General features: G+C 42.8%; 24 protein-coding genes. 12 read left to right on the plus strand and 12 right to left on the minus strand.

Annotated features, from left to right (window positions below):
• Window positions 1-61 precede the first annotated feature (61 nt).
• The gene (locus FTU42_RS06540; protein WP_180074992.1) at window positions 62-1,381 is read left to right on the plus strand and encodes an MFS transporter; all 1,320 of its coding nucleotides are present in this window, start codon (window positions 62-64) and stop codon (window positions 1,379-1,381) included.
• Between the two features lie 3 nt (window positions 1,382-1,384).
• On the plus strand, window positions 1,385-2,020 hold the full coding sequence (gene coq7 / locus FTU42_RS06545; protein WP_180074993.1) for a 2-polyprenyl-3-methyl-6-methoxy-1,4-benzoquinone monooxygenase: 636 nt from the start codon (window positions 1,385-1,387) through the stop codon (window positions 2,018-2,020).
• A 145-nt stretch (window positions 2,021-2,165) separates the two neighbouring features.
• Here the strand turns inward: coq7 and FTU42_RS06550 are convergent, their stop codons facing one another.
• Window positions 2,166-2,867 carry a DUF1003 domain-containing protein gene (locus FTU42_RS06550; RefSeq protein WP_180083189.1) on the minus strand — a complete coding sequence of 234 codons (702 nt, stop codon included), beginning with the start codon at window positions 2,865-2,867 and terminating at the stop codon, window positions 2,166-2,168.
• A gap of 282 nt (window positions 2,868-3,149) precedes the next feature.
• Between FTU42_RS06550 and FTU42_RS06555 the strand changes: the two genes are divergently transcribed.
• The gene (locus FTU42_RS06555; protein ID WP_004645386.1) at window positions 3,150-3,851 is read left to right on the plus strand and encodes a VIT family protein; all 702 of its coding nucleotides are present in this window, start codon (window positions 3,150-3,152) and stop codon (window positions 3,849-3,851) included.
• Window positions 3,852-4,185: 334 nt separating this feature from the next.
• Here the strand turns inward: FTU42_RS06555 and FTU42_RS06560 are convergent, their stop codons facing one another.
• From FTU42_RS06560 to FTU42_RS06580, 5 genes are all read right to left on the minus strand, one after another.
• A complete protein-coding gene (locus FTU42_RS06560) occupies window positions 4,186-4,359 on the minus strand; it encodes a hypothetical protein (RefSeq protein ID WP_180074995.1) in 174 nt (57 codons plus the stop codon).
• A gap of 91 nt (window positions 4,360-4,450) precedes the next feature.
• Window positions 4,451-4,888, minus strand: coding sequence for a 2-amino-4-hydroxy-6-hydroxymethyldihydropteridine diphosphokinase (locus FTU42_RS06565; protein ID WP_005263244.1), 438 nt, complete (start codon window positions 4,886-4,888; stop codon window positions 4,451-4,453).
• A complete protein-coding gene (folB, locus tag FTU42_RS06570; RefSeq protein WP_034439422.1) occupies window positions 4,845-5,225 on the minus strand; it encodes a dihydroneopterin aldolase in 381 nt (126 codons plus the stop codon). Before folB ends, FTU42_RS06565 begins: the two co-directional genes overlap by 44 nt.
• A gap of 129 nt (window positions 5,226-5,354) precedes the next feature.
• Window positions 5,355-6,653, minus strand: a complete 1,299-nt coding sequence (locus FTU42_RS06575) for an AarF/ABC1/UbiB kinase family protein (RefSeq protein ID WP_005097212.1) — start codon at window positions 6,651-6,653, stop codon at window positions 5,355-5,357.
• A 58-nt stretch (window positions 6,654-6,711) separates the two neighbouring features.
• Window positions 6,712-7,482 (minus strand): HesA/MoeB/ThiF family protein, encoded by a 771-nt coding sequence (locus tag FTU42_RS06580; RefSeq protein WP_100355341.1) that lies wholly within the window; start codon window positions 7,480-7,482, stop codon window positions 6,712-6,714.
• 482 nt (window positions 7,483-7,964) lie between these two features.
• On the opposite strand from FTU42_RS06580, the gene FTU42_RS06585 reads away from it, so the two are divergent.
• Window positions 7,965-8,495 (plus strand): pyridoxamine 5'-phosphate oxidase family protein, encoded by a 531-nt coding sequence (locus FTU42_RS06585; RefSeq protein ID WP_005097216.1) that lies wholly within the window; start codon window positions 7,965-7,967, stop codon window positions 8,493-8,495.
• 243 nt (window positions 8,496-8,738) lie between these two features.
• Here the strand turns inward: FTU42_RS06585 and FTU42_RS06590 are convergent, their stop codons facing one another.
• The 3 genes from FTU42_RS06590 to FTU42_RS06600 all read right to left on the minus strand — a co-directional run bounded on the left by FTU42_RS06590 (window position 8,739) and on the right by FTU42_RS06600 (window position 12,806).
• Complete coding sequence (locus tag FTU42_RS06590; protein ID WP_180049059.1) at window positions 8,739-10,385, minus strand: AMP-binding protein; 1,647 nt, start codon at window positions 10,383-10,385, stop codon at window positions 8,739-8,741.
• 266 nt (window positions 10,386-10,651) lie between these two features.
• On the minus strand, window positions 10,652-11,788 hold the full coding sequence (locus tag FTU42_RS06595; protein ID WP_100329589.1) for an acyl-CoA dehydrogenase family protein: 1,137 nt from the start codon (window positions 11,786-11,788) through the stop codon (window positions 10,652-10,654).
• Between the two features lie 247 nt (window positions 11,789-12,035).
• Window positions 12,036-12,806 (minus strand): 3-hydroxyacyl-CoA dehydrogenase, encoded by a 771-nt coding sequence (locus FTU42_RS06600; RefSeq protein ID WP_005097220.1) that lies wholly within the window; start codon window positions 12,804-12,806, stop codon window positions 12,036-12,038.
• A 137-nt stretch (window positions 12,807-12,943) separates the two neighbouring features.
• Here FTU42_RS06600 and FTU42_RS06605 point away from each other — a divergent pair, with 137 nt between their 5' ends.
• Both FTU42_RS06605 and FTU42_RS06610 read left to right on the plus strand, forming a co-directional pair.
• Window positions 12,944-13,966 carry an AraC family transcriptional regulator gene (locus FTU42_RS06605; RefSeq protein WP_179999461.1) on the plus strand — a complete coding sequence of 341 codons (1,023 nt, stop codon included), beginning with the start codon at window positions 12,944-12,946 and terminating at the stop codon, window positions 13,964-13,966.
• Between the two features lie 227 nt (window positions 13,967-14,193).
• Complete coding sequence (locus FTU42_RS06610) at window positions 14,194-14,547, plus strand: hypothetical protein (protein ID WP_005170516.1); 354 nt, start codon at window positions 14,194-14,196, stop codon at window positions 14,545-14,547.
• A gap of 171 nt (window positions 14,548-14,718) precedes the next feature.
• On the opposite strand, the gene prmC is transcribed toward FTU42_RS06610, so the two are convergent.
• A complete protein-coding gene (gene prmC / locus FTU42_RS06615) occupies window positions 14,719-15,537 on the minus strand; it encodes a peptide chain release factor N(5)-glutamine methyltransferase (protein ID WP_005097223.1) in 819 nt (272 codons plus the stop codon).
• The gene (gene prfA / locus FTU42_RS06620) at window positions 15,537-16,625 is read right to left on the minus strand and encodes a peptide chain release factor 1 (RefSeq protein ID WP_005097224.1); all 1,089 of its coding nucleotides are present in this window, start codon (window positions 16,623-16,625) and stop codon (window positions 15,537-15,539) included. The genes prmC and prfA overlap by 1 nt, the downstream gene beginning before the upstream one ends.
• A gap of 346 nt (window positions 16,626-16,971) precedes the next feature.
• On the opposite strand from prfA, the gene FTU42_RS06625 reads away from it, so the two are divergent.
• The 4 genes from FTU42_RS06625 (at window position 16,972) to FTU42_RS06640 (ending at window position 20,113) form a co-directional block, all read left to right on the plus strand.
• Window positions 16,972-17,403 (plus strand): glycine zipper 2TM domain-containing protein, encoded by a 432-nt coding sequence (locus FTU42_RS06625; RefSeq protein ID WP_005097225.1) that lies wholly within the window; start codon window positions 16,972-16,974, stop codon window positions 17,401-17,403.
• A gap of 233 nt (window positions 17,404-17,636) precedes the next feature.
• A complete protein-coding gene (locus FTU42_RS06630; RefSeq protein ID WP_005097226.1) occupies window positions 17,637-18,089 on the plus strand; it encodes a hypothetical protein in 453 nt (150 codons plus the stop codon).
• A gap of 156 nt (window positions 18,090-18,245) precedes the next feature.
• Complete coding sequence (locus FTU42_RS06635) at window positions 18,246-19,250, plus strand: LLM class flavin-dependent oxidoreductase (RefSeq protein WP_159138315.1); 1,005 nt, start codon at window positions 18,246-18,248, stop codon at window positions 19,248-19,250.
• A gap of 299 nt (window positions 19,251-19,549) precedes the next feature.
• Window positions 19,550-20,113, plus strand: a complete 564-nt coding sequence (locus FTU42_RS06640) for a hypothetical protein (RefSeq protein WP_005097230.1) — start codon at window positions 19,550-19,552, stop codon at window positions 20,111-20,113.
• 233 nt (window positions 20,114-20,346) lie between these two features.
• Here FTU42_RS06640 and FTU42_RS06645 read toward each other — a convergent pair whose 3' ends face one another.
• Window positions 20,347-21,183 (minus strand): pyruvate, water dikinase regulatory protein, encoded by an 837-nt coding sequence (locus tag FTU42_RS06645; RefSeq protein WP_005097231.1) that lies wholly within the window; start codon window positions 21,181-21,183, stop codon window positions 20,347-20,349.
• Window positions 21,184-21,337: 154 nt separating this feature from the next.
• On the opposite strand from FTU42_RS06645, the gene ppsA reads away from it, so the two are divergent.
• Together ppsA and FTU42_RS06655 are read left to right on the plus strand one after the other, a co-directional pair.
• On the plus strand, window positions 21,338-23,716 hold the full coding sequence (gene ppsA / locus FTU42_RS06650; protein ID WP_005097232.1) for a phosphoenolpyruvate synthase: 2,379 nt from the start codon (window positions 21,338-21,340) through the stop codon (window positions 23,714-23,716).
• Window positions 23,717-24,116: 400 nt separating this feature from the next.
• Window positions 24,117-24,911, plus strand: a complete 795-nt coding sequence (locus FTU42_RS06655) for an RDD family protein (RefSeq protein WP_005170506.1) — start codon at window positions 24,117-24,119, stop codon at window positions 24,909-24,911.
• Window positions 24,912-25,206 lie beyond the last annotated feature (295 nt).

Consider the following 25,206-nt stretch of genomic DNA (forward strand, 5'->3'; position numbering starts at 1 on the left):
TTTTCTCAATGTTTACGCATAACTGACATTTCTTAATAAAACTTAATGTAGCACGCTCTATATGAACAAAAATGAACATTTGTTAGCTTCTCGGCGCTTTTTACCGATGTTTCTGACGCAGTTTTTTGGTGCATTAAACGATAATGTATTTAAGCAGGCATTACTGCTGGTCATCACTTATGGCTGGATTCAACAGCAATCGGCCAGCATCAGCACATTGAATAATCTGGCGGCTTTACTGTTTATTCTGCCTTATTTTATTTTTTCAGCCACTGCCGGTCAGATTGCCGACAAATACGAACGTTCACAGCTGATTCGCTATCTCAAGCTTCTGGAAATTATCATCATGTTGCTGGGAACTATCGGTTTCCTGCTGGGCAATTTATGGATTCTGTTATTTGCCCTATTCCTGATGGGCACCCAATCCACTTTCTTTGGTCCGATTAAATATGCCATTTTACCTGAAGTCCTGAAACCGGATGAACTGATGTCCGGCAATGCCCTGTTCCAGTCCGGAACTTCTCTGGCAATCCTATTCGGTATGATTCTGGGCGGCGCAGTCATTGCTGCTTCGGCCGGTAACCTGATCTGGATCAGTTTAACCCTCATCAGCATCGCCTTGATTGGTTATATATCTAGTCGCTATATTCTGAAACAAAGCATTCCCGCACCTGAGTTGCAAGTTGACTGGAACTTTTTCCGTACCAGCTTGCAGACCTTGAAATATGCCAAAGGCTTACCTTTGGTTTTTACCATTTTACTGGGCAATTCATGGTACTGGTTTTATGGTGCAACCTATCTGACCCAGATTCCTCAGCTGACGCTACAAAATCTGCATGCATCTGAAAATGTCGCCAGTCTGCTCTTAACCTTTTTTTCGGTCGGGATTGGGCTAGGTTCATATCTATGCCGGAAAATAGGCGGCAGCCAGGTCAATATCAAGATGGTGCCTTTTGGCGCGATCGGTCTAGTAGTGTTTGCCCTATATTTGGCCGCGAGTCTGGCCTTTGTTCCGGAACGTACAGGTGCTTTAATCGGCCTGGCAGATGTCTTTCAGCAAGGCTGGAGCTATTACCATGTGATGCTGGCTGTCACCTTACTCGGAATTAGCGGCGGTTTTTATATCGTACCGCTGTATGCCATGATGCAGGCGCATTCTCCCCGCTCACATCGTGCGCGTGTGGTTGCAGCAAATAACATTCTGAATGCCGTTTTCATGGTATCTTCTGCTATATTCTCAATTATTATTTTAAGTGTTTTAGAGCTTGATCTTAAAATACTTTTTTGTATTACCGCAGTATTAAGTGGCCTGTTTACTCTATGGCTACTTTACCGCCTGAAACCAATGATCAAAACTGCAAAAGCGCCCTTGGAGGATTAATTCATGCGTCAATATACAGGTCTCGATAAGCTGATTCATTCTTTTGACCAGGCATTACGCAGTCTAGTCCCGGGCACGACTTCGGCACAACGTGAAAATCCGGCCCAACCGGTCGAAACGCAGTTAACGGTCAGTGATGCACGTCATGTGGCAGGTTTAATGCGGGTCAATCATAGTGGTGAGGTTTGCGCACAGGCGCTGTACCACGGTCAGGCCATGACAGCGAAACTCCCGAATGTGCGTCGTGAAATGGAACAGGCAGCGATTGAAGAACAGGATCATCTGGCATGGTGTGAAGACCGTTTAAAAGAACTGGATAGCCATACTAGTCTTCTTAATCCAGTCTGGTACGGTCTTTCCTTTGGCATGGGTGCGATTGCCGGGATCGCGGGCGATAAATACAGCTTGGGTTTTGTGGCTGAAACAGAACGTCAAGTCAGCATGCATTTACAACATCATATTAGCCAGTTGCCCCCTCAAGATGAACGTTCTCGTCGTATTCTGGAACAGATGAATGAAGACGAGCTGCATCATCGAGATACAGCTTTAAATGCTGGCGGTGTAGACCTGCCTGTTCCGGTCAAAATGACCATGACGGCCATTTCCAAGTTGATGACCAAGACCAGTTATTTTATTTAAATGAAACTAGTTCAATTTTAGCCCACTCATTGGTGGGCTGTTTATTACGCTTCAAATCTTGAGCGAGATAATAAACTCAAGGCATCTGGCGATCTTATTACTTATAAGTTTTATGAAATAATAGAGATTCCCCCAACAGCACCCTTTAATCTTTTTTGCTCATTTCAGAAAGTAGGTCCAGCTGGATTTCCTGAATTTGCGCCAACCGTTCCCATTGATGCAGCAACAGATGATCTAATTTTTCATGTAAATGCTGAATTTCCAGTTCAGCTTTTAAATTAATCTGATAATCATTTTGCGAACGTAAGCGGTCTTTTGCTTCCTGTCTGTTCTGGCTCATCATAATAATAGGTGCTTGAATCGCCGCAAGACACGAAAGGATTAAATTCAACAGAATAAATGGATAAGGATCAGCAGGTCGTGTCACCATCACCACAGTATTTATCATAATCCACAGACCCAAGAAAATTGCAAAACAAATCAAAAAGGTCCAGCTTCCACCAAAAGTTGCAATTTTATCAGCGAGCCTTTCTCCCAAAGCCCACTTTTGCTCTAAGGTTGTTTCCACATTTTTGGTAATCAGTTCATTCTGATGCATGCTATCAATCACTTCAAACTCAAGATCAGTCACTTCACCCTTTTCCGAACTTAATAATGAATGTACATACTGTATGCGGTACCGGGTTAAATCTGCCTGGCAAATATAATCTTGCGGTGTCCAGCCTGGAATATCCCTGGCAATCTCTTCGGTAATGACTTTTCTGACTGTTCCCATCGGAGTAAGATTTTTCAGAAGAAAGTGCTTGCCGCATACCAAGCATTTATGGCTTTCATGTTTTTCTTTCATGATGATTCTCTTTTTAAACCAGCTCACTCAGCTATTATTTTGTTCGATATATTTGATTTGCTTTAATCATTTTTACCATTCGTAAATCAATTATGTATCAAGTGCGTCTGATTTCTTGAACTTATGAATCTCACTTCGATTTTATCTTGGATTGATAAAAGGCTAAGCCAAGCGCACGATGATCAGATCATTCAAGATAATTTTCAGATCGATTCAATCCTACTATCTATACATGACTTAAATTTACTATAATCATGATGATAATAAAAAAGGGGCTTCATTGTGCGCCATTCATACCATCTTGAAAAACATTATATCGAACGCGCGGGCTGGCTTCGTGCAGCTGTACTGGGGGCAAATGACGGGATTATTTCGGTCACCAGTCTGGTGGTGGGTATCGCAGCCAGTGGAGCATCCACAGAAATTTTATTGGTGACCTGTGTTGCCGGATTAATTTCTGGCGCTGCCTCAATGGCGGCCGGTGAATATATTTCGGTTAAATCCCAGCAAGACATTGAAACCAATGATCTACTCATGGAAGAGCGCGAACTGCAACGCCATCCCACGCATGAGTTAAATGAGCTCAAAACGATTTATATACAACGAGGTTTGGAACCCGCTTTGGCACAACAGGTCGCTGAACAGCTCACCAACCATAATGCCTTGGATGCCCATGCCCGGGATGAAATTGGTATTTCAGCGCATACCTCTGCCCAACCCTTTCTCGCTGCATTTTCTTCCGCCATGGCATTTACGGTAGGCTCATTATTTCCTTTAATTTCAATCATGATTTTACCGGAACACTATCTGGATAAAGGCGTCATGCTGATTGGCGTTTTAAGTTTGGGGATGATGGGTGCACTGGCGAGCTATGCGGGTGGAGTAAGTGTCTGGAGAGGTGCAGTTCGGGTCATGCTCTGGGGAATTATCGCCATGTTATTCAGTGCGTGGATCGGATCATTATTTAATGTGTCTGTTGCCTAAATATTTATTTATTAGTTAGACACAGAATAGGATTGAGCCGTTCTTCTATTAACATCATTGAAAAATATTTTTTTCAAAGAATTAGCGGCTCTAACAAAACTTGAGTTTAATTAATATATGTTCGGTTTTAATTTAGATGTTTAAAACCTAAGATCTATGTCTGAGAGGTATTGTTATGGAAACTACGATCATTCTTGCCATCTTGGCGATCATTATCGTATTGCTGATCATTTTTTATAACAAGAAAAAGTGAAAGAGCGATGAGGCATTTTTACTGCTTTGAGGATTTTTATCGAACTTAAAATAAATTCCAGAGCCTTAAATCAATCAAACATTAATTGCCTGTTGGAAAACTATGAACCCCCCATTGGATGACATAAAGAATCTCAAGAATTAAAATCACCGAAACCAAGATTTCTAATATTTTCATTTTTAAAGGATTCCTAAACTCCGCCTGAGCCATCTTATCTGAATTTTTCTTTTCATCTAAAACAAAAAACTGAAGCATAAAAAAGCCTGATCTGGCTTGATCAGGCGGGTTAATTATTCTTATATTCTTACTGGATAAATTGTATTAGCAGAAAATTAGGTGATTCGATTTAAATCAGCTGTTCAACTGTTGGAAAGCTATGTGATCCGTGCTCGAACATTGCATCCTTCCAGATATCAAACATCGGCACTTTCACATCCAGAGCCAAAGGTAATTTTTTTTCATTAAACTGCATATGTTGAAAATCTGATCCCCAGGCAATCAGATCCACATCTAAGCTAATCTGATGCGATGGGCGTACTCGGCCTGATGCCTGTTCCAGTTGTTTGAGCAGCTCAATCAGCACATCACTGGACAGCGAACTTCGCAATAAACATGCTGCATTCCAGTAATCGGCGCCTATGCCATCGCGGCAAGGAATCCTATAAACAGGAGAAAACTGTACTTCTCCCCATTCGGAAATACGTTGCTGTGCAGCTTGAAAATGTTGCTGAGGATGACAATTACTCGCTAATGCTAGGGCGAAAATCGTTTCGGTGGCGTTCAAGACGTATCCCTACAGAATTGGCTTGCGCGATAATGGCAGGCTTACGGATCGTAATATTAATCGATTCAATTGCTGTAAAGGTAGTAAAAAGTGCATTCAACACCAACTTTGCTGCATGTTCAATCAATTCAGGCTTGGCCTCTTGAATGACTTTGCTGGAAATCTCACAAATTTCTGCATAATTCAGCGTATCTGCAAGTGCATCTGAATTTGATGCCTGTTCTAAATCGGTTTGAATGGTCAAATCCAGCATTAGAGGCTGAATAATTTGACGCTCCCAGTTAAAGCAGCCCACGACTGTCTCAACCTTTAAACCTTCAATAATAATGGCGTCCATTGGATTGCTCGAGAATTTAATACTGACCACATCCCTCTCAAGCTCCTCTTTAAAGGGAGGAGCTTTTAAAGTCCCCCTTTAAAAAAGGGGGATTTAGGGGGATTTTTCCAAGTCTAGATGGGTTTAAGATTAATGCTTTAACAGTAAATTCGGATCAATGTCCTGAATCATTTGCAAACGCTGATCGGCATAGATATCGGTATATGGTGCCAAAATTCGCATAAAACGGTCGAAATACAGCATTTGCTTAAACAGCAAAGCAAAGTCGCGCGGGAAGCGGATGCCGTGACGTTCACCCACAGCCACCATATCCATCATGATATCGTTCAGATCAGCCGGATTTGATGTTAACAGCTCCTGAGGGTCTGCCATCAATACGCCACTGAATAAACGCTCAAGATCCGCTGCCAGAACTTTGGTATCAATCTGCACAGCAGTCATACCCATTTTCAGCATGTTCTGTGCCATCAACTCATAATTGGTATGTTGCAATGAATCCATAAATGCCATACATGCCGTCCATACCTCAGGTTTGAGCTGGCCAACAATGCCAAAATCGATAAAACCGACACGGCCATCTTCGAGCAGCATCAGGTTGCCTGCATGCAGATCGGCATGGAAACTGTTACACATCATCAGGCTGCCAAACCAGGTGTTCATTGCGGTAATGAGTACTTGAGATGGATCTTTGGATACTTTTTTGACCACTTCAAAATCGGTCAATGGCACACCATACAAGCGTTGCATGGTCAGCACACGACGGGTCGAATACTGATGATAAACCTTAGGTGCAGTCGCTGCCTTATTATTGGTGATATTCAGATAATTGACAAAATCATCCAGATTCTGTGCTTCTTCGATAAAATCAACTTCACGTACCATCCGGGTTTTGATTTCATCAACAATATCGGCCAGCGAAGCGAATTTGACTTTGGGCACGGCTTTTTCCAGCACTTTGGTCGCCCAGTGCAGTACATTTAAATCGGTGTATAAAATGGTTTCCACACCCGGTTTTTGTACCTTAATCACGACATCTTCGCCAGACACCAGCTTGGCCGCATGCACCTGTGCAATAGACGCAGAGGCCAATGGCGTTTCATCAATCGAGGCAAAGATCTCATCCAGATTACGCCCTTCAAATTCAGAGGCCAACACTTGCTGGATATAACTGAACGGCAAGCGTGGAGTCTGATCCAGACAGCCCTGAAATTCTTCTACATATTCACGCGGAAATAGAGACGGCGTACTGGCAATAAACTGCCCCAGCTTGATATAAGTTGAACCCAGAGATTCAAAAGTCTCCCGCATGAGTTTGGCATTGCTTGGCTTTTCAGTAGCATATTTAAAGCCCGCCTTTGCCGCAACGACCGCTGTTTCTCCCATGCGGGCAACTGAACGTATTCCATCTAACCAGATATTGTTTTTCATAATGTCTTAGGAAAAATTAATTACATGCAGTGTAGCAAAAAAATATTAATTTGCAGGCTTATCTTGCCTGACAGATCGGACAATCTGTATCTTTTTCGAAAGCGAGAATCCGCTGCTTAAAACTCAATCCATCCCATAACAGCAGTTTTTGTCTGAGTGGCATCAATCCCAAACCCAGATATAACAAGGCATGATGGGCTTGCAAGCTGGCCATCACGTTAGGCGTGGTCGCCAGTACTCCGGAATCTGCACAGCGCAGACTTTCATCGGCCTGATTCTCGGGTGGGAACAGGCAGGCATAGCAGGCCGAATCCCCTTCGAGCATAAAAAGTTGCCCTTGCAGGCCAATCGCCGAGGCACTCAACAAAGGTACATTCAGTTCTACACAGCGCTGATTAACCAGATAACGTGTCGCAAACTGGTCGCAACCATCCAGCACCAAGTCCTGATGCCGAATCACACTGACTGCATTTTCAGCCGTTAAGGCCTGATTAATATATTCAACCTGTACGTTTGGATTAATTTGGCCCAGTCGTTTCGCCAGAATTTCTGCTTTGTAAAGTCCAAGATCCTGCGGTGTAAATGCAAGTTGTCGCTGTAAATTGCTCATCTCGATCGTATCTGGATCGATCAGGGTAATTTTTCCTACACCGGCACGTGCCAAAAGCTCTGCCAGTGCACAGCCAATTCCACCACAACCAACAATGCAGACATTAGAAAATTTTAACCGTTCTTGAGCATCAATATCCCAGCCATCCAGAAGAATCTGACGGCTATACAAATGTAATTCAGCATCGGTGAGTTCGAATTCTGGGGATATGGCATCCATATTAAATGTAGACAACGTCTTTCCTTGTTTCGAAAATTTTTAACAATGATCGCAAAAATTGGCTTTACTGATGTTTCTAAAGGCTAAAAATTTTTGGAAGATCAATCTCACAGTCAATTCACAGCACATCAATAAATGGTTTGGCCATCGCTGAGCCAAATAGCATATCAGCTAAACGCTCGGTATCAAGCTGCAGCCACTAGGGCTTGGCATGATTTTTTTGAATCACCTCAATTAAACAGTTCCGGCAAATGGCTCTCCAGTTTATAAAAGGCGTCAGACCTGCTGTTATTAAAATCTTTGCTATTAAATTACCCTGTACATTAAGTTGTCTTGTTTAGCGATTCTGTAGTCTCTGCCTGCATTTGCGTATAAAAATGTATGAGTTCAGTGAGACCTCAGGCATCTGTCTCTAAATATGATTAATCTGAAAATACCAAGCAATCTTTTCAAGTTTTCATAAAATCGTATGGAGAACATACATGACCGAGCATAACAATACTCAACATGATAATCGTGAAAAATTATGGGAATTGATCAAGGATGTCCGTTACACCATGATCAGCCATTTAACTGACACCCATGAAATCCATTCCCAGCCAATGACCATGCTGAACTCCGAACAGATGAATGAACGTCAAAATTTATATTTCATCCTGCGTAATACCAATGATCTGGTCAAAGCAGCAGAAACAGGCCGTGGTCAAATTGGATTGTCTTTTGCAAAACCATCAGATGGTATTTATGTGTCAATCAGTGCCCATGCCCAGATTAGTACCGATCGTATTCTGATTGAACAGTTGTGGAATCCATGGGCAGAAAACTGGTTTGATGGCAAGGATGATCCGACTGTACGGGTACTGATTGCTGAAGCGGTCAGCGCTGAATACTGGAATGTGACCGACAATAAAGTCACCCAGCTCTTTAAAGCTTTAAAAGGTGGCGTTACCGGTGAAGCGGGTGAGCCACATGCGGAACACCAAAAAGTAAATTTACAAACCAATATTTGGTAATGGATACATTTAGCCTCTTAAGACTAAGAGGCTAAATTTTTGATATATTTAATCTTAAACCTTGTCGTAATTTCAATGTAATTACATCAACAATGTATTTCGCTTAATTTAATTCGTACTTTTGAAAATAAAATCTTGTAAAAATCAGTCCTATCTCTAATTTAAAATTTAACTAGAAAATGCTGTATTTTGTCAAAAAACCACAGGCTGCCATGGCAGCCTTTTAGCACTCAATCAAAAAAACTAACTGACTCGCTTCATTTCTTGAAGTTTGGCAATTTCCTGCTGTTTGAGTAAATTTCGCTGAATTTTTCCACTCGATGTTTTAGGTAAACACTCGACAAATTCAATCTCTTTTGGGTAGGCATGCTTGGATAGGCGTGAACGCACATAGCTTTGCAGCTTCAGCATGAGTTCTTCAGTGGCTGGATAGGCTGGTTTAAGTACCACAAAGGCTTTTACAATTTCTGTTCGTTCTGGATCTGGTTTACCAACGACTGCAGATTCAAGCACTTCTTCACATTCCAGCAAGGTACTTTCTACATCAAAAGGCCCCACCCGATAGCCTGAGGTTGTAATGACATCGTCCGCACGCCCAATAAAATCAATACCGCCATATTCATTCAGTTTTACAGTGTCACCGGTTAAATAATACTGCCCGACAAAAGACTTTCGATTATGACCGGCATAGCCTTTAAACCACATCAGGGGTGAAGCCGAACAGTCAATTGCCAAGATTCCAATCCCGCCTTTTTCGACTTCCTGATGTTCTGCGTTCAATACCGCAAAGCGATGCCCCGGAATCGCAAATCCAGCTGAACCCACTTTTTTATGATGCTCCAAGCCATGATGATTGGCGATCACCATACCGAGTTCAGTCTGTCCATATTGATCATAAATATTCACATTTAAATCATGATTGAACCACTGGATCACTTCAGGCGTAAGCGGTTCACCTGCACTACTGACCACACGCAAATGCGAACTGATGCCTGCATCAAATTTTTCTTTAAAGCCAAAGAACATCCGGAATGCAGTTGGCGAGCCAGTCAGGTTACTGACTTTATATTTTTCAATGATATGTACAGCATTATCGACGCTAAATCCACGTTCATCCATAATGATGCTATGACCTAAACTGAGCGGGCCCGCAATGCCATAATATAGTCCATAGGCCCAACCTGGGTCGGCCAGATTCCAGAAGGAATCTTCTTCTCGCAGATCTACGGCGTGCAGCATATAGCCTTTAAAGGCCAACAACGCTTTTAAAGGTACAGGAACCGATTTTGCCAAGCCTGTGGTGCCTGAAGTAAACATCATCAGAAAAATATCATTAAATTGGCCACTCACTGGCTCAAACTCTTCTGACTGCTGCTTTAACTCGGTCCAAAAGTCAGCATCCGGATAATGATCTGCCACTGCCTGATGTACGGTCAGAATATTTGGAATATTCAGATCATGCAGTTTCAAGCGCTGCTCTTGATCGGTGACAATCAGTTGAGTAGCGGCTGTACTCATACGATGCTCAATTGCTTTACTTTCAAAGGCAGTGAACAAAGGCTGATAGATAGCACCGATCCGCCAGGTGGCCAAAATAGTAATTAAGAGTGCAGGTGTTCTTGGCAGTAGTCCAGCTATACAATCTCCTGCTTTTAAACCCAGAGAATGCATATAATTGGCCAGCTGTCCTGAAGCAGTTGCCAATTGTTCAAATGTCCACTGCTCTGTTTGACCATTTTTGCCTTCCCAGATCAGTGCGGTTCGGTTTTGGCCAAGGTAACGTCCACAACATTCAGTATAGGCATTGATGGACTCTGCATTTCCAGCCAGATGTTCCTGAACCATATTTTCAAAATTGAAATCAACATATGCTTGTTCTAGTGTCTTCATGACGACAACCTCTATCCTGTTGTATTTTTCAGGCGACCTTGCCTGAGTGTGTCCACTTATCGTTGTTGTTCCTGCTGATTCCATCAGCATAGTTTCTTCACATCTGATTCATGCCTGATGACTAAGACATGAATCATGCTGCTTTATTTATCTTCTGCGTACTGTCTGTCTTTAGCTAATCAGGGTTGCTTGATCCTGGCAATTTTCATATCCATCAACCGAAATGCCAGATTTGAACATCGACCAAAGTCTATTTTTAATCAAACTCAACATTGACAGACTTCACGCGCAATCACCAAACGTTGAATATCCGATGCACCTTCATAAATTTGGCTCACGCGCACATCACGGTAAATACGCTCTACTGGAAAATCAGAGACATAACCGTAGCCACCATGAATCTGAATCGCATCGGAACAAACCCGCTCTGCAATGGTTGATGCAAATAGTTTTGCCATTGAGGCTTCTTTTAAGCAGGCTAAACCAGCATCTTTTAAAGTTGCCGCATGCAAGGTCAGCTGACGTGCCGCTTCAATTTGTGTGGCCATATCTGCCAGTCTGAATGCCACTGCCTGATGCTGCACAATTTCTACACCAAAGGCTTTACGTTCATTGGCATATTCCACCGCTGCATCCAGCGCAGCCCGAGCCATCCCGACTGATTGCGCAGCAATCCCGATACGACCGGATTCAAGATTGGACAAGGCAATTTTGTAGCCTTCACCTTCCTGACCCAGCAGGTTTTCCGCCGGAATCCGGCAGTTATCCAGAACAATCGTCGCGGTATCGGAACAATGCTGACCCATTTTCTCCTCTAGGCGTGACACGATATAACCCGGTGCATCGGTCGGTACCAGAAAACATGAAATGCCTTTTTTCCCTGCCGATTTATCAGTCACAGCAAAGACTAATGCGATCTGTGCATGTTTGCCCGTGGTAATAAACTGCTTGGTGCCATTAAGCACCCATTCATCGCCATCACGTTCGGCCCTACATTCTAAAGAACTGGCATCTGAACCGGCCTGAGGTTCTGTCAAGCAGAAACAACCGAGCCATTCACCAGTGGCCAGTTTAGTTAAATACTGCTGTTTCTGTGCTTCGGTGCCATAACGCTGGGTAATCCCACAAGGCAAAGAGTTCTGCACACTGATAATGGTCGAAATTGCGCCATCTCCTGCGGCAATTTCCTCAAGTGCCAAAACCAGAGAAACATAATCCAGACCTGCACCGCCCCATTCTTCAGCAACGGTCATACCCAGTGCGCCAAGCTCACCCAGTTCTTTGAGTTCTTGTGCAGGAAATTGTGCTGTTTTATCGCGTAAGGCCGCTGTTGGTTTCAGTTTCTGCTGCGAATAATTGCGCATCATGTCCTGAATCATTTTTTGTTCATCATTTAAAATCATTGAACTTCCCTTTCTATATCTATTTTATTTGCTTCAAGCTTTTTACTATTGAGATCGTTGGAACGTCAGTTAAGGCGGCATGGATGTCGCCTGCGAAACTGAGATACAGGGATGTATCTTCAGTTTCGCAAAGGATTTTTGTTTCTTTTGATCCTTCAAAAGAAAATGCATGCTTAAACAAAGTCATTTAAATTCAATGAGAAACTGGCAGCTGTGCAAATCATCATGTCCTATATAAATCGAAGACTTATTTAGGCTGCATGCGAATCGCGCCATCCAGACGAATCACTTCACCATTTAAATAGCTATTTTCAAAAATATGCCCCACCAGCTGGGCAAATTCCTGAGGTTTAGCCAAACGTGATGGGAATGGCACCATTTGTCCCAAAGCATCCTGAACATTTTGCGGCATACCTTTTAGCATCGGGGTTTCCATAATGCCCGGGGCGATGGTCATCACTCGAATGGCTTCACGTGCCAGTTCACGAGCCAAAGGTAAAGTCATCGCCACCACTGCACCTTTGGAAGCAGCATAAGCGGTCTGGCCAATTTGACCATCATAAGCGGCGACCGAAGCGGTATTTACAATCACGCCACGCTCTTCTTCACCAGATTGCAGTTCATATTTTGCAATTAACGCCGCTGCATGACGTAGCATATTAAATGTGCCATTCACGTTAATATTCAGCACTTTTTGGAACATCGCCAATTCATGAATACCGTTACGCCCCAGCACTTTGGCAGAAGGTGCAATACCTGCGCAGTTGATCAAACCATTCAGTTGAGCATACGCATTTTCGACATGTGCAAAGAACGTTTCTACGGCCTGCTCATCGGTGACATCTAGCTGTACAAATTCAGCCTGCTCACCCAGTTGTTGCTGTAATGCCTCACCCTGCTCTTGATTCATATCGACCAGAATCACTTTGGCACCGTGTGCAACCAGATGCGTGGCTGTCGCTGCACCCAAACCCGATGCTCCCCCGGTAATCACAACGACTTTTCCCTGAATTTTCATATTTCTTCCCTGATAATTTTCTATTTGAGATACGACTTAATATGCAGAGTAAACAGAGTTTTTATTCTGTACAATTTCCAAATATTGCATCTTGCCTGAGGTATTTGGACAATAAAAATGAGGATGTCACACTGAACATGCATAAGCCTGCACTGGAATATAGCAAAGGGACTATTTCGATCGACTTGGTCAAGGAAGCCTTGCTCGATGCCAAACGATTAGAATTTGATATCTCTACTATTCTGAAAAAAGCCAATATTCCAGCCGAAGTACTCAATGCACCTCAAGCGCGCGTGTCGGTAAGCCAGTTTGCCCAATTATGGACAGTGCTTGCAGACAGCATGAATGACGAATTTTTTGGCATGGACAGTCATGCCATGCGCCGTGGCAGCTTTAAATTGCTTTCAAAAATGCTTATGCAGGCAGATACACTGGAAAAGGCGCTACAACACATTTTGCAATTTCTCAACTTGATTCTGGACGATCTGCAAAGCACGCTTCTCGTTGAGGAACACTATGCCTATATCGTGATTTATGATTTAAAATCTACAAAACGCATGTTTAGTTATGCGACCTATCTGATGCTGATTCATACCTTGATCTGCTGGTTAAGTGGACAACGGATTTTGCTGAATCAGATTCAATTAAAATGTCCTGCACCACTCGATGATTTTGATTATAAAGTCCGTTTTTGTGAACAGATTGAATATCAGGCCAATGAAAACTATGTGCAGTTTGATGCAAGCTATCTGCAACTGCCGATTAAGCAGGATGCTCAATCCTGGTATCAGTTTATTCAACAAACGCCTCACAATTTATTGGTGCGTTTTAAAAATCCTTATGCACTCAGCACCCAGATTCGCAGACAGCTTCTGCAAGTTTCACCGTCAGAATGGCTAGAACTGAATGATCTTGCCTCAAAAATGAATATGTCCGAGGCGACCATACAACGGCGTTTAAAAAGCGAAGGGGTCAGCTACCAGCAATTAAAAAATGAAATACGCCGGGATACCGCAATCGAATTATTGACGCGTACTGAGCAAAGCTTGCAAGACATCAGTGACCAGCTCAACTTCCAGGAATCCAGCGCCTTTCATCGTGCCTTTAAGAAATGGACTGGAGTCAGTCCGGGAGCTTATCGTCAAAATAATATTAGATAATTTATATAAATTGATACTTAAAAAATATTAATAAAATTTTATTGAAACTTAAGTTCATATTTTTACTGTGATTATAAATTTCAAGCCCTGCAGCATATATTAGCAGGACTACACAGTCATCCAGAAAGCTTTGCAATTCGCCTGAGAATAGATTATTTTTCACTCAATTTATAGCACTTTGCTATTGGCTGTACTCCCAAATTTTCTCCTAAGTTGAAGGTATTTTCATGTTAAAGATGACTGATGTTCTTGAACAGAATCTTGTTCAAAACTTCGCCAATGCTTTAGTTCATTCAGCTGATCAAATCTCTGAACAGCTTAATCAAGCTATTTTAAGTGCCTCTGACTCAGCGCTTAAAGATGTTGTGGTTCAGTTCTTTAACCGTGTTGATGCAACTGAAACTGCCGCAGCCTTAGAAATTCCGGCAGATCGCATTGTCGCCCTGCAACAAGGTATTGCGCTCAAAGATGAACAATACTTGGCAGATACTGTGAAAGTTGTAGCGCTTTGTCTGGCAATGGAAACCGGTGGCTTAGATCAAGTCGAAGTCTATGACTGCCTGCAAGACTATCCGATGTAATTCTTTTAAAGAATTTAACAAAAGTGATGCTCTGGCATCACTTTTTTCTTTATAGGATAGTAATAGAATGTCATTAAAAATACTGGATATTTCAGATGTTAATCTAAGAATTTAAAAAACCAAAAAAAAAGCGACCAGATCGGTCGCTCTTTTCATAAAGAAGGATTAAAATTAATGCGGCCACTGGCCCAAAGTCACCCGATCATTACCACCATAATCTTTTACGGTACGGACCTTTTTATAACCGGCCTGCTTAAATAGATGCTGCACGGCATCAGCCTGATCATAACCATGCTCAAGCACCACCCAGCCATTGACGGTTAAATGCTTTTTGGCCTGAATAATAATGTCTTCCAAATCAGCCAAGCCCTTTTTATCCGCAACCAGTGCACGTTGCGGCTCGGTCGCCAGATGCTGCATATGCGCATCATCCGGATCGATATACGGCGGATTTGAAGCAATCACATCAAAGAACTGACGGCCAAATGGTTTCAACCACGAACCCAGAACGAATTCTACATTCTCAATATCATGTTGTTCTGCATTATATTTGGCTACTTCAAGCGTAGGCGCATAAATATCTGATGCAACAATCACCCATTCAGGACGCTCCGATGCAAGCGATAAGGCAATTGCACCTGTGCCTGTACCCAAATCCACCACACGGGCATCTTCAGGCAAATCTAACTTTAACACGGTTTCAACCAGCACTTCAGTATCAGGACGCGGCACCAACGTATCTTTGCTGACTTTCAGATCCAAAGTCCAGAATGGTTGTGAACCGGTGACATAAGCCAAAGGTTCACCGGCAGCAATTCGTGCCAGACCATCCTTATAAGCTTGTTCCTGCTCAGGCGTCAATTCCTGATCTTTTTTCATCAACAGATCAAATGAATCAATCTTGGTGATGTGTTCCAGCAACCAGGCATTTTCCTGACGCTCATAACTTTCAGCTTCACCGCGTAAAGCCAGCGCTTGTAAAATATTCATTATCCACCATTCTGCTGTGCAAGCATGGCCAGCTGATCGGCCTGATATTCGCGATGCAGGCTGTCCAGCAATTCGGTCAAATCACCTTCCATGACCGCATCCAGCTTGTATAAAGTCAGGTTAATGCGGTGGTCAGTCATACGACCTTGAGGGTAATTATAGGTACGAATACGTTCTGAACGATCCCCTGAACCAACCAGATCACGACGCATTTCAGAGGTTGCAGCATCGGCAGCAGCCCGTTTGGCATTTTCTAAACGAGACACCAAAAGTGCCATCGCTTTGGCTTTGTTTTTGTGTTGCGAACGTTCATCCTGACACTCCACTACCGTGCCTGTCGGTAAATGGGTAATACGTACCGCAGAATCAGTTTTGTTAATATGCTGACCACCAGCACCTGAGGCACGGTAAGTATCAATCCGCAAATCCGAGGAATTGATTTCTACCGAAGTATCGACATCGACTTCCGGTAAGATCGCAACGGTACAAGCAGACGTATGTACACGACCTTGCGATTCGGTTGCTGGCACACGTTGTACACGATGCGCACCACTCTCAAACTTCAAGCGACCATATACACCGTCACCATTGATCAGGCAAATCACTTCTTTATAACCGCCGTGTTCACCTTCATTTTCTGACAGGATTTCAATACGCCAGCCTTGATTTTCTGCGTATTTACTATACATGCGATACAGATCACCCGAGAAAATCGCTGCTTCATCGCCGCCGGTTCCGGCACGAATTTCCAGATAAGCAGAGTTGGCATCATTTGGATCTTTTGGAATCATCAGAATATTCAGGTCTGATTCAAGCGCTTCAATCAAAGCTTTATTTTCTTTGATTTCCTCTTGTGCCATTTCCTTAAAGTCCGGGTCCGACAACATGGCCTGAGCTGTTTCAATATCTTCTTCAGCCTGTCTGTACTTGCTCCAAACGCTGGTGATTTCTGTCAGGTCATTATGCTCACGCGACAGCTGACGAAAACGTTTATTGTCTGAAATTACTTCTATATCAGCCAATAATGCTGTCAGCTCTTCGTGGCGGTCAGAGAGTTGGTCTAATCGTAAACGTAACGATTCTTTCATTTTTTAAAAAATCTCAAAACATAGGCTGCAACTAAAAACCGATTTAGCACAGCGAAATCAAAAAATTGCGCCTAGTTTAACGATTCTGGCTTCTAATGAACATCATTATTGAGTAAGTCCACGCCGCTATCATTCTCTCTCGGCAGCATTTGTTAACAAATAAGATTAAAAATAGTGGAATTGCCTTTTTTATAATCGATCTTATGCTTATTTCTTGCAGATTTTACAATTCATCAAATAAAGCAGTGAATTATGGAGAAACATCTTCATATTATTCTGGGCATGATTTGTTACATTTTCCACATCGAAATAAATACAGTCCTGTTAATGGACACGGAGTGATGACATGAAACTCAACGCACTTTTAATGAGTACAGTTTTAGCTGCTGGTTCAATGATGGCGGTAAATGCACATGCAGACAGTACAGCACGTGTTGCAGCAGCAAGTGCCTTAGGTAGTGTTGCAGGTACAGCCCTAGGTAAAAACATGGGCGGCAATACTGGCGCTACACTTGGCGCAGCCTTAGGTGGTGCAGGCGGCGCAGCAGTGGCAAGTAGCAAAAAGAACCGTACTGAATCTGCAATCGGTGGTGCTTTGGGTGGCGGTGCAGGTTATACCGTAGGTAAAAACATGGGCGGCAGCAATGGCGGTTATATCGGTTCAGCCTTGGGTGCTGCCGGTGGTGCTGCATTAGGTAACAAGATTTCCAAAGACAAAACTGCAGAAAAAGCCAAATCACGCCACTACAAGAAAAAACGTCATTACCGTTATAACTGATCAATGCGTTAGACCTCAGACATTCGTCATTAAGAGCACCTTCGGGTGCTTTTTTTATGCTTTTCAAACACAGTCAAATTCATGTAATACATAAAATTATTCACTCAAAATCATGAATAAATTAAGGAGATAAAAATCACAATTCGTCAACACGGCCTTCATGCTGTTTGACGCTTGCTAGATTAAATTGATCTTATCAACAAATACAGCTAGATATACGAAAAGGTGTACTCATGAACTATAAATCTCTAATGATCGCTGTTGTAGCAACCTCAGCCATGGGTATGACAGCAGCCAATGCAGGTAATACCACCAATACAGCTTTAGCTTCAGCACTTGGTGGTGTGGTTGGTGCAGCCGTGGGTAATAAAATGGGTGGTACAACCGGTGCAACCATCGGTTCTGCGATTGGTGGTGGTGCTGGTGCAGCTGTTGCGGCAAACAAACGTGACCGTAATGGTGCGATTATCGGTGGTGCCCTCGGTGGTGGTGCGGGTTATGCAGTCGGCCGAAACATGGCGGGTACCAATGGCGGTTATATCGGTGCAGCACTAGGTTCTGCGGGTGGTTCAGCACTGGGTAAAAAAGTCAGTGAGGATCGCCGTTATGATGACCGCTATGACCGTCGCTACAGTTCAAAAAACTACCGCACGAATGACTATCGTTACAACAACCGTCGTCGTTAAGGCTGCACTCTCTAAGCTTCCCTCCTTAAATAAGCATCTTCGGATGCTTATTTTTTTTGCCTGTTATTTTCGTTTACACTTATATCGATTTTTTTCGATATACAAATACAATGCAAAGTCGTATGCTTTTAGTTATGTCTATTTAAGAGTAATACGATGCGTACACTTAACGATACCCGGTTCTCTATCCTCGAACTGGTTCCTGTTCGTGACGATAAGACTATTCAATTCGCGCTGAACCACGCGCTGGAGCTTGCCCAGGCAGCAGAACAACTGGGTTATAGCCGAATGTGGCTGGCAGAACATCACAATATGGATGGCATTGCCAGTTCAGCCACAGCCGTTCTTTTAGGCTATTTACTGGCGAACACCAAAAGCTTAACTTTAGGCTCAGGCGGGATTATGCTCCCGAATCATGCGCCGCTGGTGGTGGCTGAGCAATTCGGAACTTTAGCGACCTTATATCCAGATCGTGTTGAACTCGGTCTGGGCCGTGCTCCTGGAACTGACCAGATGACCATGCGTGCCCTGCGCCGTGGCCGTCAGGAAACTGAAGATCAGTTCCCGCAAGATATTCTGGAAATTTTGCAATATTTTAAAGATCCAGAGCCGAATCAGCGTATTGTTGCGACTCCCGGTCAAAGCACGCATGTTCCGGTCTGGCTACTCGGATCGAGTTTGTTCAGTGCACAACTTGCAGCAAAACTTGGCCTGCCTTATTCTTTTGCTTCACATTTTGCCCCGCGTATGCTCGGTCAGGCGATTCAGCTGTATCGTGAAAACTTTGAGCCTTCCGAATACTTGGATCGACCTTATGTTTCAATGGGTGTACCGACCTGTGTGGCAGATAGCGATGAAGAAGCAGAATATCTGGCGACCAGTGCCTATCAGCGGGTTTTGTCATTGATTCGTGGTCAGACCTTAAAACTGAAAGCGCCGATAGATTCAATGGACGGTCTATGGTCACCTGCGGAAAAAATGTCAGTTGATAATTTCTTTGCCATGGCACAGGTCGGCTCCAAAGAAACTGTGAAAGCTGGGCTGGAATCGCTTTTGGCCAGATATGATGTCGATGAGTTTATCTTCACTTGTGACATCTATGACACTGACAAGCGTCTGCATAACTTTGAGCTGTTGATGCAGCTTAAAAACGGGCAATAAATAAAAGCAACATCTACCTATTCTCAACAATGGGTAGATGTTGTATAACTTTCAAATAAAATAGCAACAACCTGTTCAACGCCTTCATCCAAACTTTTCCCACTTAATTTCTTCTCTCTTACTTAACACCACCGCTTTTTAATCATATTTATCTCCCCTGACTTAGAAAAAAACAAGCCGCTGTATTTCTGTCAAATAGATGACTGTCTAAGTTAGATTTTCTCCTTTACCCTGCGCCGGGTTTTTGTTTATATCTAGGACAAAGAAAATCAATTATTAAATAAATTCAAGGAAGTCTAATGGCCACCAAGCAAGATCTACACGCTGGCATTTTTGAAAATCATCCCGAACATTTCCAGCTGTTTACCGGAATAAATATCGCTTCTTCCGAGCTTATGAAACTGGATTATTCAAACAAAGATATTGCAATTATTGGTACAGACCAGTTTACCGTTACCCAGCTGGATAAAATTAGTCAACATGCCGGTTCGGTGAAAGTTTTTCAGATTAATCCTGCTTTTGTGCTGCCAGGTTCAGACCGCATTCTGCAACGCATTATTAATCATCCTTTAATTGGTAAAAATCGTCGTCTATTTAACAACCGGATTAAGAGTCTGCTTTCCCTCAGATTTCTGGAAAATCAGGTACAAAACCTGTGGCTAAGACGCCAGTTAATGCCAAATCTTGCATCTTCTCCTAACACCTATCTCAAGTCAGATCATTATTATGCCGCGCTACAGCGGGAAAATTGTCAGCTGATTACCTGGCCAATCCTAAAAATTACTGAAAACAGTATTTGCTGTATCAATGGAGATCAGCATCAGGTCGATATTATTATTCATACTTATTTAGCAGAAGAATAAGCTACGTTGGCAACTCAACATGAAAAATTGATGAAATCTAGAACTCTACACCCAGGATTAATAGTGTACTTATTCAACAAATTGATTAAATAACGCTCTTTTGTATTTTTAATTATGATACTTGATATTTTTTAAATTTATAAAAATCATATATTATTTCTATAAATAAGCACTTATTGGTATTTTTTAGCTATAAAACAGAGCCAAATCAAAGTTTGGCTCTGTTTGGCTTTTTAGCCAATTCGACGTTTTAAACCCGTCATTTGCAAGACACGTGTCGAGATTTCTTCAATCGACATTTCAGAGACATTCAGGTACTTGATTCCTTCCGAAATGTAGATTCCTTCAATGGCACGCAGCTCCATCTGGCACTGGCTAAAGCTGGCATAACGACTATTGGCCTTACGTTCAGTGCGAATCGCGACGAGACGGTCTGCATCAATCATCAGACCAAACAGCTTGTTTTTATGCGGACGCAGTACCGCTGGCAAGCGATTATCGTCCAGATCTTCTTCTGTTAGTGGATAGTTGGCCACCCGAATACCAAATTGCAAAGACAAATAAATAGAGGTAGGTGTTTTACCCGAACGCGACACCCCAATCAGAATCAGATCGGCTTTATCATAATGACGCGTACGCGCGCCATCATCATTGTCCAAGGCAAAATGTACCGCATCGATACGGGCTTTATAGGAGGCAGTATCAGTCACCGCATGGGTTTGACCGACTAAAGTTGTAGGCAACACCTGCAACTCATCCGACAACTTACTGATAAGCCCTTCAAATACATCAAGATTTACGGCATTTGCGGTATTAATAATCTCCCGCACATAAGGGTCGACTAAAGTATCAAAAACCAGTGGTTTTTCACCGTCTTGCAGAGCACGCGCATTGATCTCTGCAACCACACTGGTTGCGGCTTCTTCAGAGCTAATATAAGGGATAATATGAATGTCAAACTTTACATTTGGAAACTGCGCTAATAGTGAGTGTCCAAGCGTTTCAGCGGTAATTGCCGTGCCATCCGAGATAAAGAAAACACTACGCTGAATTTGTTTACCTTCTGACATTAAAATTCTCCTCCACCATTTGTCTTAGTGCTATATAATCTTTATAGTAAACCGATCTTACATGACTGTCGCTTAGTAAAATCAAAAACCTAGATGATTTGCTATACTCTCATGCCAAGATAGTGATTAATACTGCAAAAGTGGAGTAACAACTTTGGAAGCGCGCGTAATTGGTCTGGAAAAATTAGGGAAGCACGACGTTGAACTCGTGGGTGGGAAAAACTCATCCTTGGGCGAAATGATCAGCCACTTATCCAATGCTGGTGTATCGGTGCCAGGTGGCTTTGCAACTACAGCTGAAGCATATCGTGAATTTCTCGAGCAAAGTGGCCTAAACGCTAAAATTAATGCAGAGCTTGCAGCACTAAATGTGGATGATGTGAATGCTCTTGCTGAAACCGGTGCAAAAATCCGCCAATGGATTGTGGATACTCCACTTACCTCTGAATTAGAACAAGAAGTTCGTACAGCATTTGCAGAACTTTCTAACGGCAACCCTGATATCGCGGTTGCCGTTCGTTCATCAGCGACAGCAGAAGATTTACCAGATGCTTCTTTTGCTGGACAGCAAGAAACTTTCTTGAATATTCGCGGTATTGATAACGTGCTTATCGCGATCAAAGAAGTTTTTGCATCTTTATATAATGACCGCGCAATTTCTTATCGTGTCCATCAAAACTTCGCGCATGACGTGGTTGCCCTTTCAGCAGGGATCCAACGTATGGTTCGCTCTGAAACGGGTGCTGCAGGTGTGATGTTTACCCTGGACACTGAATCAGGCTTCCGTGATGCAGTGTTTATTACCGCGTCTTATGGTTTGGGTGAAATGGTCGTTCAAGGTGCAGTCAACCCTGACGAATTCTATATTTCTAAACCGCTGTTAAATGCAGGCCGACACGCGATTTTACGCCGCAACTTGGGTTCTAAACACCAGAAGATGATTTATGGTGAAGAAGCTTCTGCAGGTAAATCAGTGGTTGTCGTAGATGTAGAAAAAGCTGAGCGTCAACAGTTCGCTCTAAACGACCAAGAACTCCAAGAACTTGCCAAACAAGCGCTGATCATTGAAAACCACTACGGTTCTCCAATGGACATCGAGTGGGCAAAAGATGGCGATGATGGAAAAATCTACATCGTTCAGGCACGCCCTGAAACAGTAAAAAGCCGTGAAAATGTCGGCACCATGGAGCGCTATCTCCTCAAACAACGTGGTACTGTGATCTGTGAAGGTCGCTCAATCGGTCAACGTATCGGTTCTGGTAAAGTCCGTATCGTGACTTCAATCAAAGAAATGGACAAAGTACAAGACGGTGACGTGCTGGTATCTGACATGACTGACCCGGATTGGGAACCAGTGATGAAACGTGCTGCTGCGATTATTACCAACCGTGGTGGTCGTACCTGTCATGCTGCAATCATTGCACGTGAACTTGGTGTTCCTGCGATTGTAGGCTGTGGTAATGCCACTGAAGTACTGGTTGACGGTCAGGAAGTGACTGTGTCTTGCGCTGAAGGTGATACGGGCTTCATCTATGAAGGTGCGCTGGATTTCGAAATCCAAACCAACTCGATCGAATCAATGCCTGCTCTTCCGTTCAAAGTCATGATGAACGTCGGTAACCCGGATCGTGCATTCGACTTCGCGCAAATTCCAAACGAAGGGATTGGTCTTGCACGTTTAGAATTCATCATCAACCGTATGATCGGTGTGCATCCTAAAGCATTGTTGAATATTGACAGCTTGCCACGTGAAACACGTGCTGCTGTGATGGCGCGTACTGCTGGTTATGCTTCTCCAATCGAGTTCTATGTAGAAAAACTGGTTGAAGGTATCTCTACTCTTGCTGCTGCATTTGCAGATAAACCAGTGATCGTGCGTATGTCTGACTTTAAGTCAAATGAATACGCAAACTTGATCGGCGGTAAGTTGTACGAGCCAGAAGAAGAGAACCCGATGCTGGGCTTCCGTGGTGCAAGCCGCTACGTGTCTGACAACTTCCGTGACTGCTTCGAGCTTGAATGCCGTGCATTGAAAAAAGTTCGTGATGAAATGGGCTTAACCAATGTACAGATCATGATTCCATTTGTGCGTACTGTGGCTGAAGCAAAACGTGTGATCGAGTTATTGGAATTGAACGGTCTTAAACGTGGTGAAAATGGTCTTAAAGTGATCATGATGTGTGAATTACCAACCAACGCATTGTTGGCCGATCAATTCCTTGAACACTTCGATGGTTTCTCTATCGGTTCAAACGACCTGACCCAGCTAACGCTTGGTCTAGACCGTGACTCTGGTATCGTATCGCACTTGTTCGACGAACGTGACCCTGCTGTAAAAGCGCTTCTTGCTCTTGCAATCCAGGCATGTCACCGTGCAGGCAAATACGTGGGTATTTGTGGTCAAGGTCCTTCAGACCATCCTGATCTTGCGAAATGGCTCATGGAACAAGGCATTGAGTCTGTATCTTTAAACCCGGATTCAGTCCTGGATACCTGGTTCTTCCTGGCTAAAGAAAAAGTGGCAACTGCATAATAGATTTTAAATAAAAAAAGACCCTTTCGCAGGGTCTTTTTTTTATGGGATGAATATTCTTTTATATTTCAAAACGCTCTTCTGAAAGTTTTAAAAATATAAGTTTTTGTATTTTGTTTCTCCACATTCAAATTGTAATGACAAACAAATGCCAACAGTAAAATCATTTTTAAAGGGCAATAATTAAAGCGAATCGGATATGTTGAATGATGCACTCAAACCACCCGATCCTTGTTACACTGTTTTTGATTTGAAGCATTTTCTTCATAAATAGGATTGAAAATACTCAATTTATCTATAATCTTAACGATAAGATGGTGTTTGTTTTCAAAATAGAATTCAATACAATCTTAATTCAACCTATTATCAGTTCAAATTTATATATTGAGATTCAGTCTATATGCAGATTTACTTGGCACGAAACAATCAACAAGCTGGTCCATATACGCTCGAGCAATTAAATCAAATGCTTGCCAATCAGCAAGTCATGCTAACTGATTTGGCATGGCATCAAGGCATGGCAGAGTGGAAAGCTTTAGGTGAGCTTACCCAGGGAAAATCGGTATATCAACCTGAGGGTTATGTCGCACCAACCGCAACACCTGACACGCCTTTCCAGAACAACCCGCCTATAACAGTGTCTGGTACGCAACCACGCACCCAAGCAACTACGCAAAAAAATACACTTGCCAGTATTCCCAGCCGTATTCTGGCCAAAATTGTAGACGTGTTACTCTGGTTACCAGCGACTTTTATTCTGACTGGATTCTTCACCCCTGAACAGGAAGTCCGCTTTGCAGAATTGAACCAAGAGTTCATGAATGTGATACTCAACAGTGATGCTGATCCTACCATGGCGCAGCAACTGCAAACCCAGATGTTTGAGATGTTTTCTCAACAAGCCTGGATTGCAACTGCGGTCTATTTACTGATCATGCTGGTGATTCAAGCCTACCTTATTGCCAAATCTGGGCAAAGTATTGGCAAAAAAATGACGAAAATCAAAATTGTAGATGCTGAATCTGGTGAGAAAGTTAGCTTATTACGTGCCTTCACCATTCGTAGCGTATTCTTTATATTTCTGAATATCATCTTCATGCCCTTGAGTTTAATGATTGACTGGGCCTTCGGATTGGGTAAAAAACGTCAGACCCTGCACGATAAACTGGCAAAAACTCAAGTGGTAAAACAATAATTTTGAATCACTTAAAATGGGATGATATTCATCCCATTCTTTCTTACATAACTTTGAAATTGAAATAAAATTCCTATAAATATTCCTAAATCCCGAGCAACAAAATCGGTTTTTATTACAGGCATTTAAAGCGGCTTTAGATATAGCTTAGTTCGTCAATCTCAGGCATAATGCCCTACAACGTAGCGGTGTATTATGATTAATAGGATGTTTTGTAAAAATCAGCCTTTTTCGTCATGTGCACTTTAATCGCTATCCCATATTAAATTAGGGAATGGGACTCTTCACCGAGGTT

Source organism: Acinetobacter sp. YH12102 (assembly GCF_013419125.1).
GTDB classification, from domain to species: domain Bacteria; phylum Pseudomonadota; class Gammaproteobacteria; order Pseudomonadales; family Moraxellaceae; genus Acinetobacter; species Acinetobacter pseudolwoffii.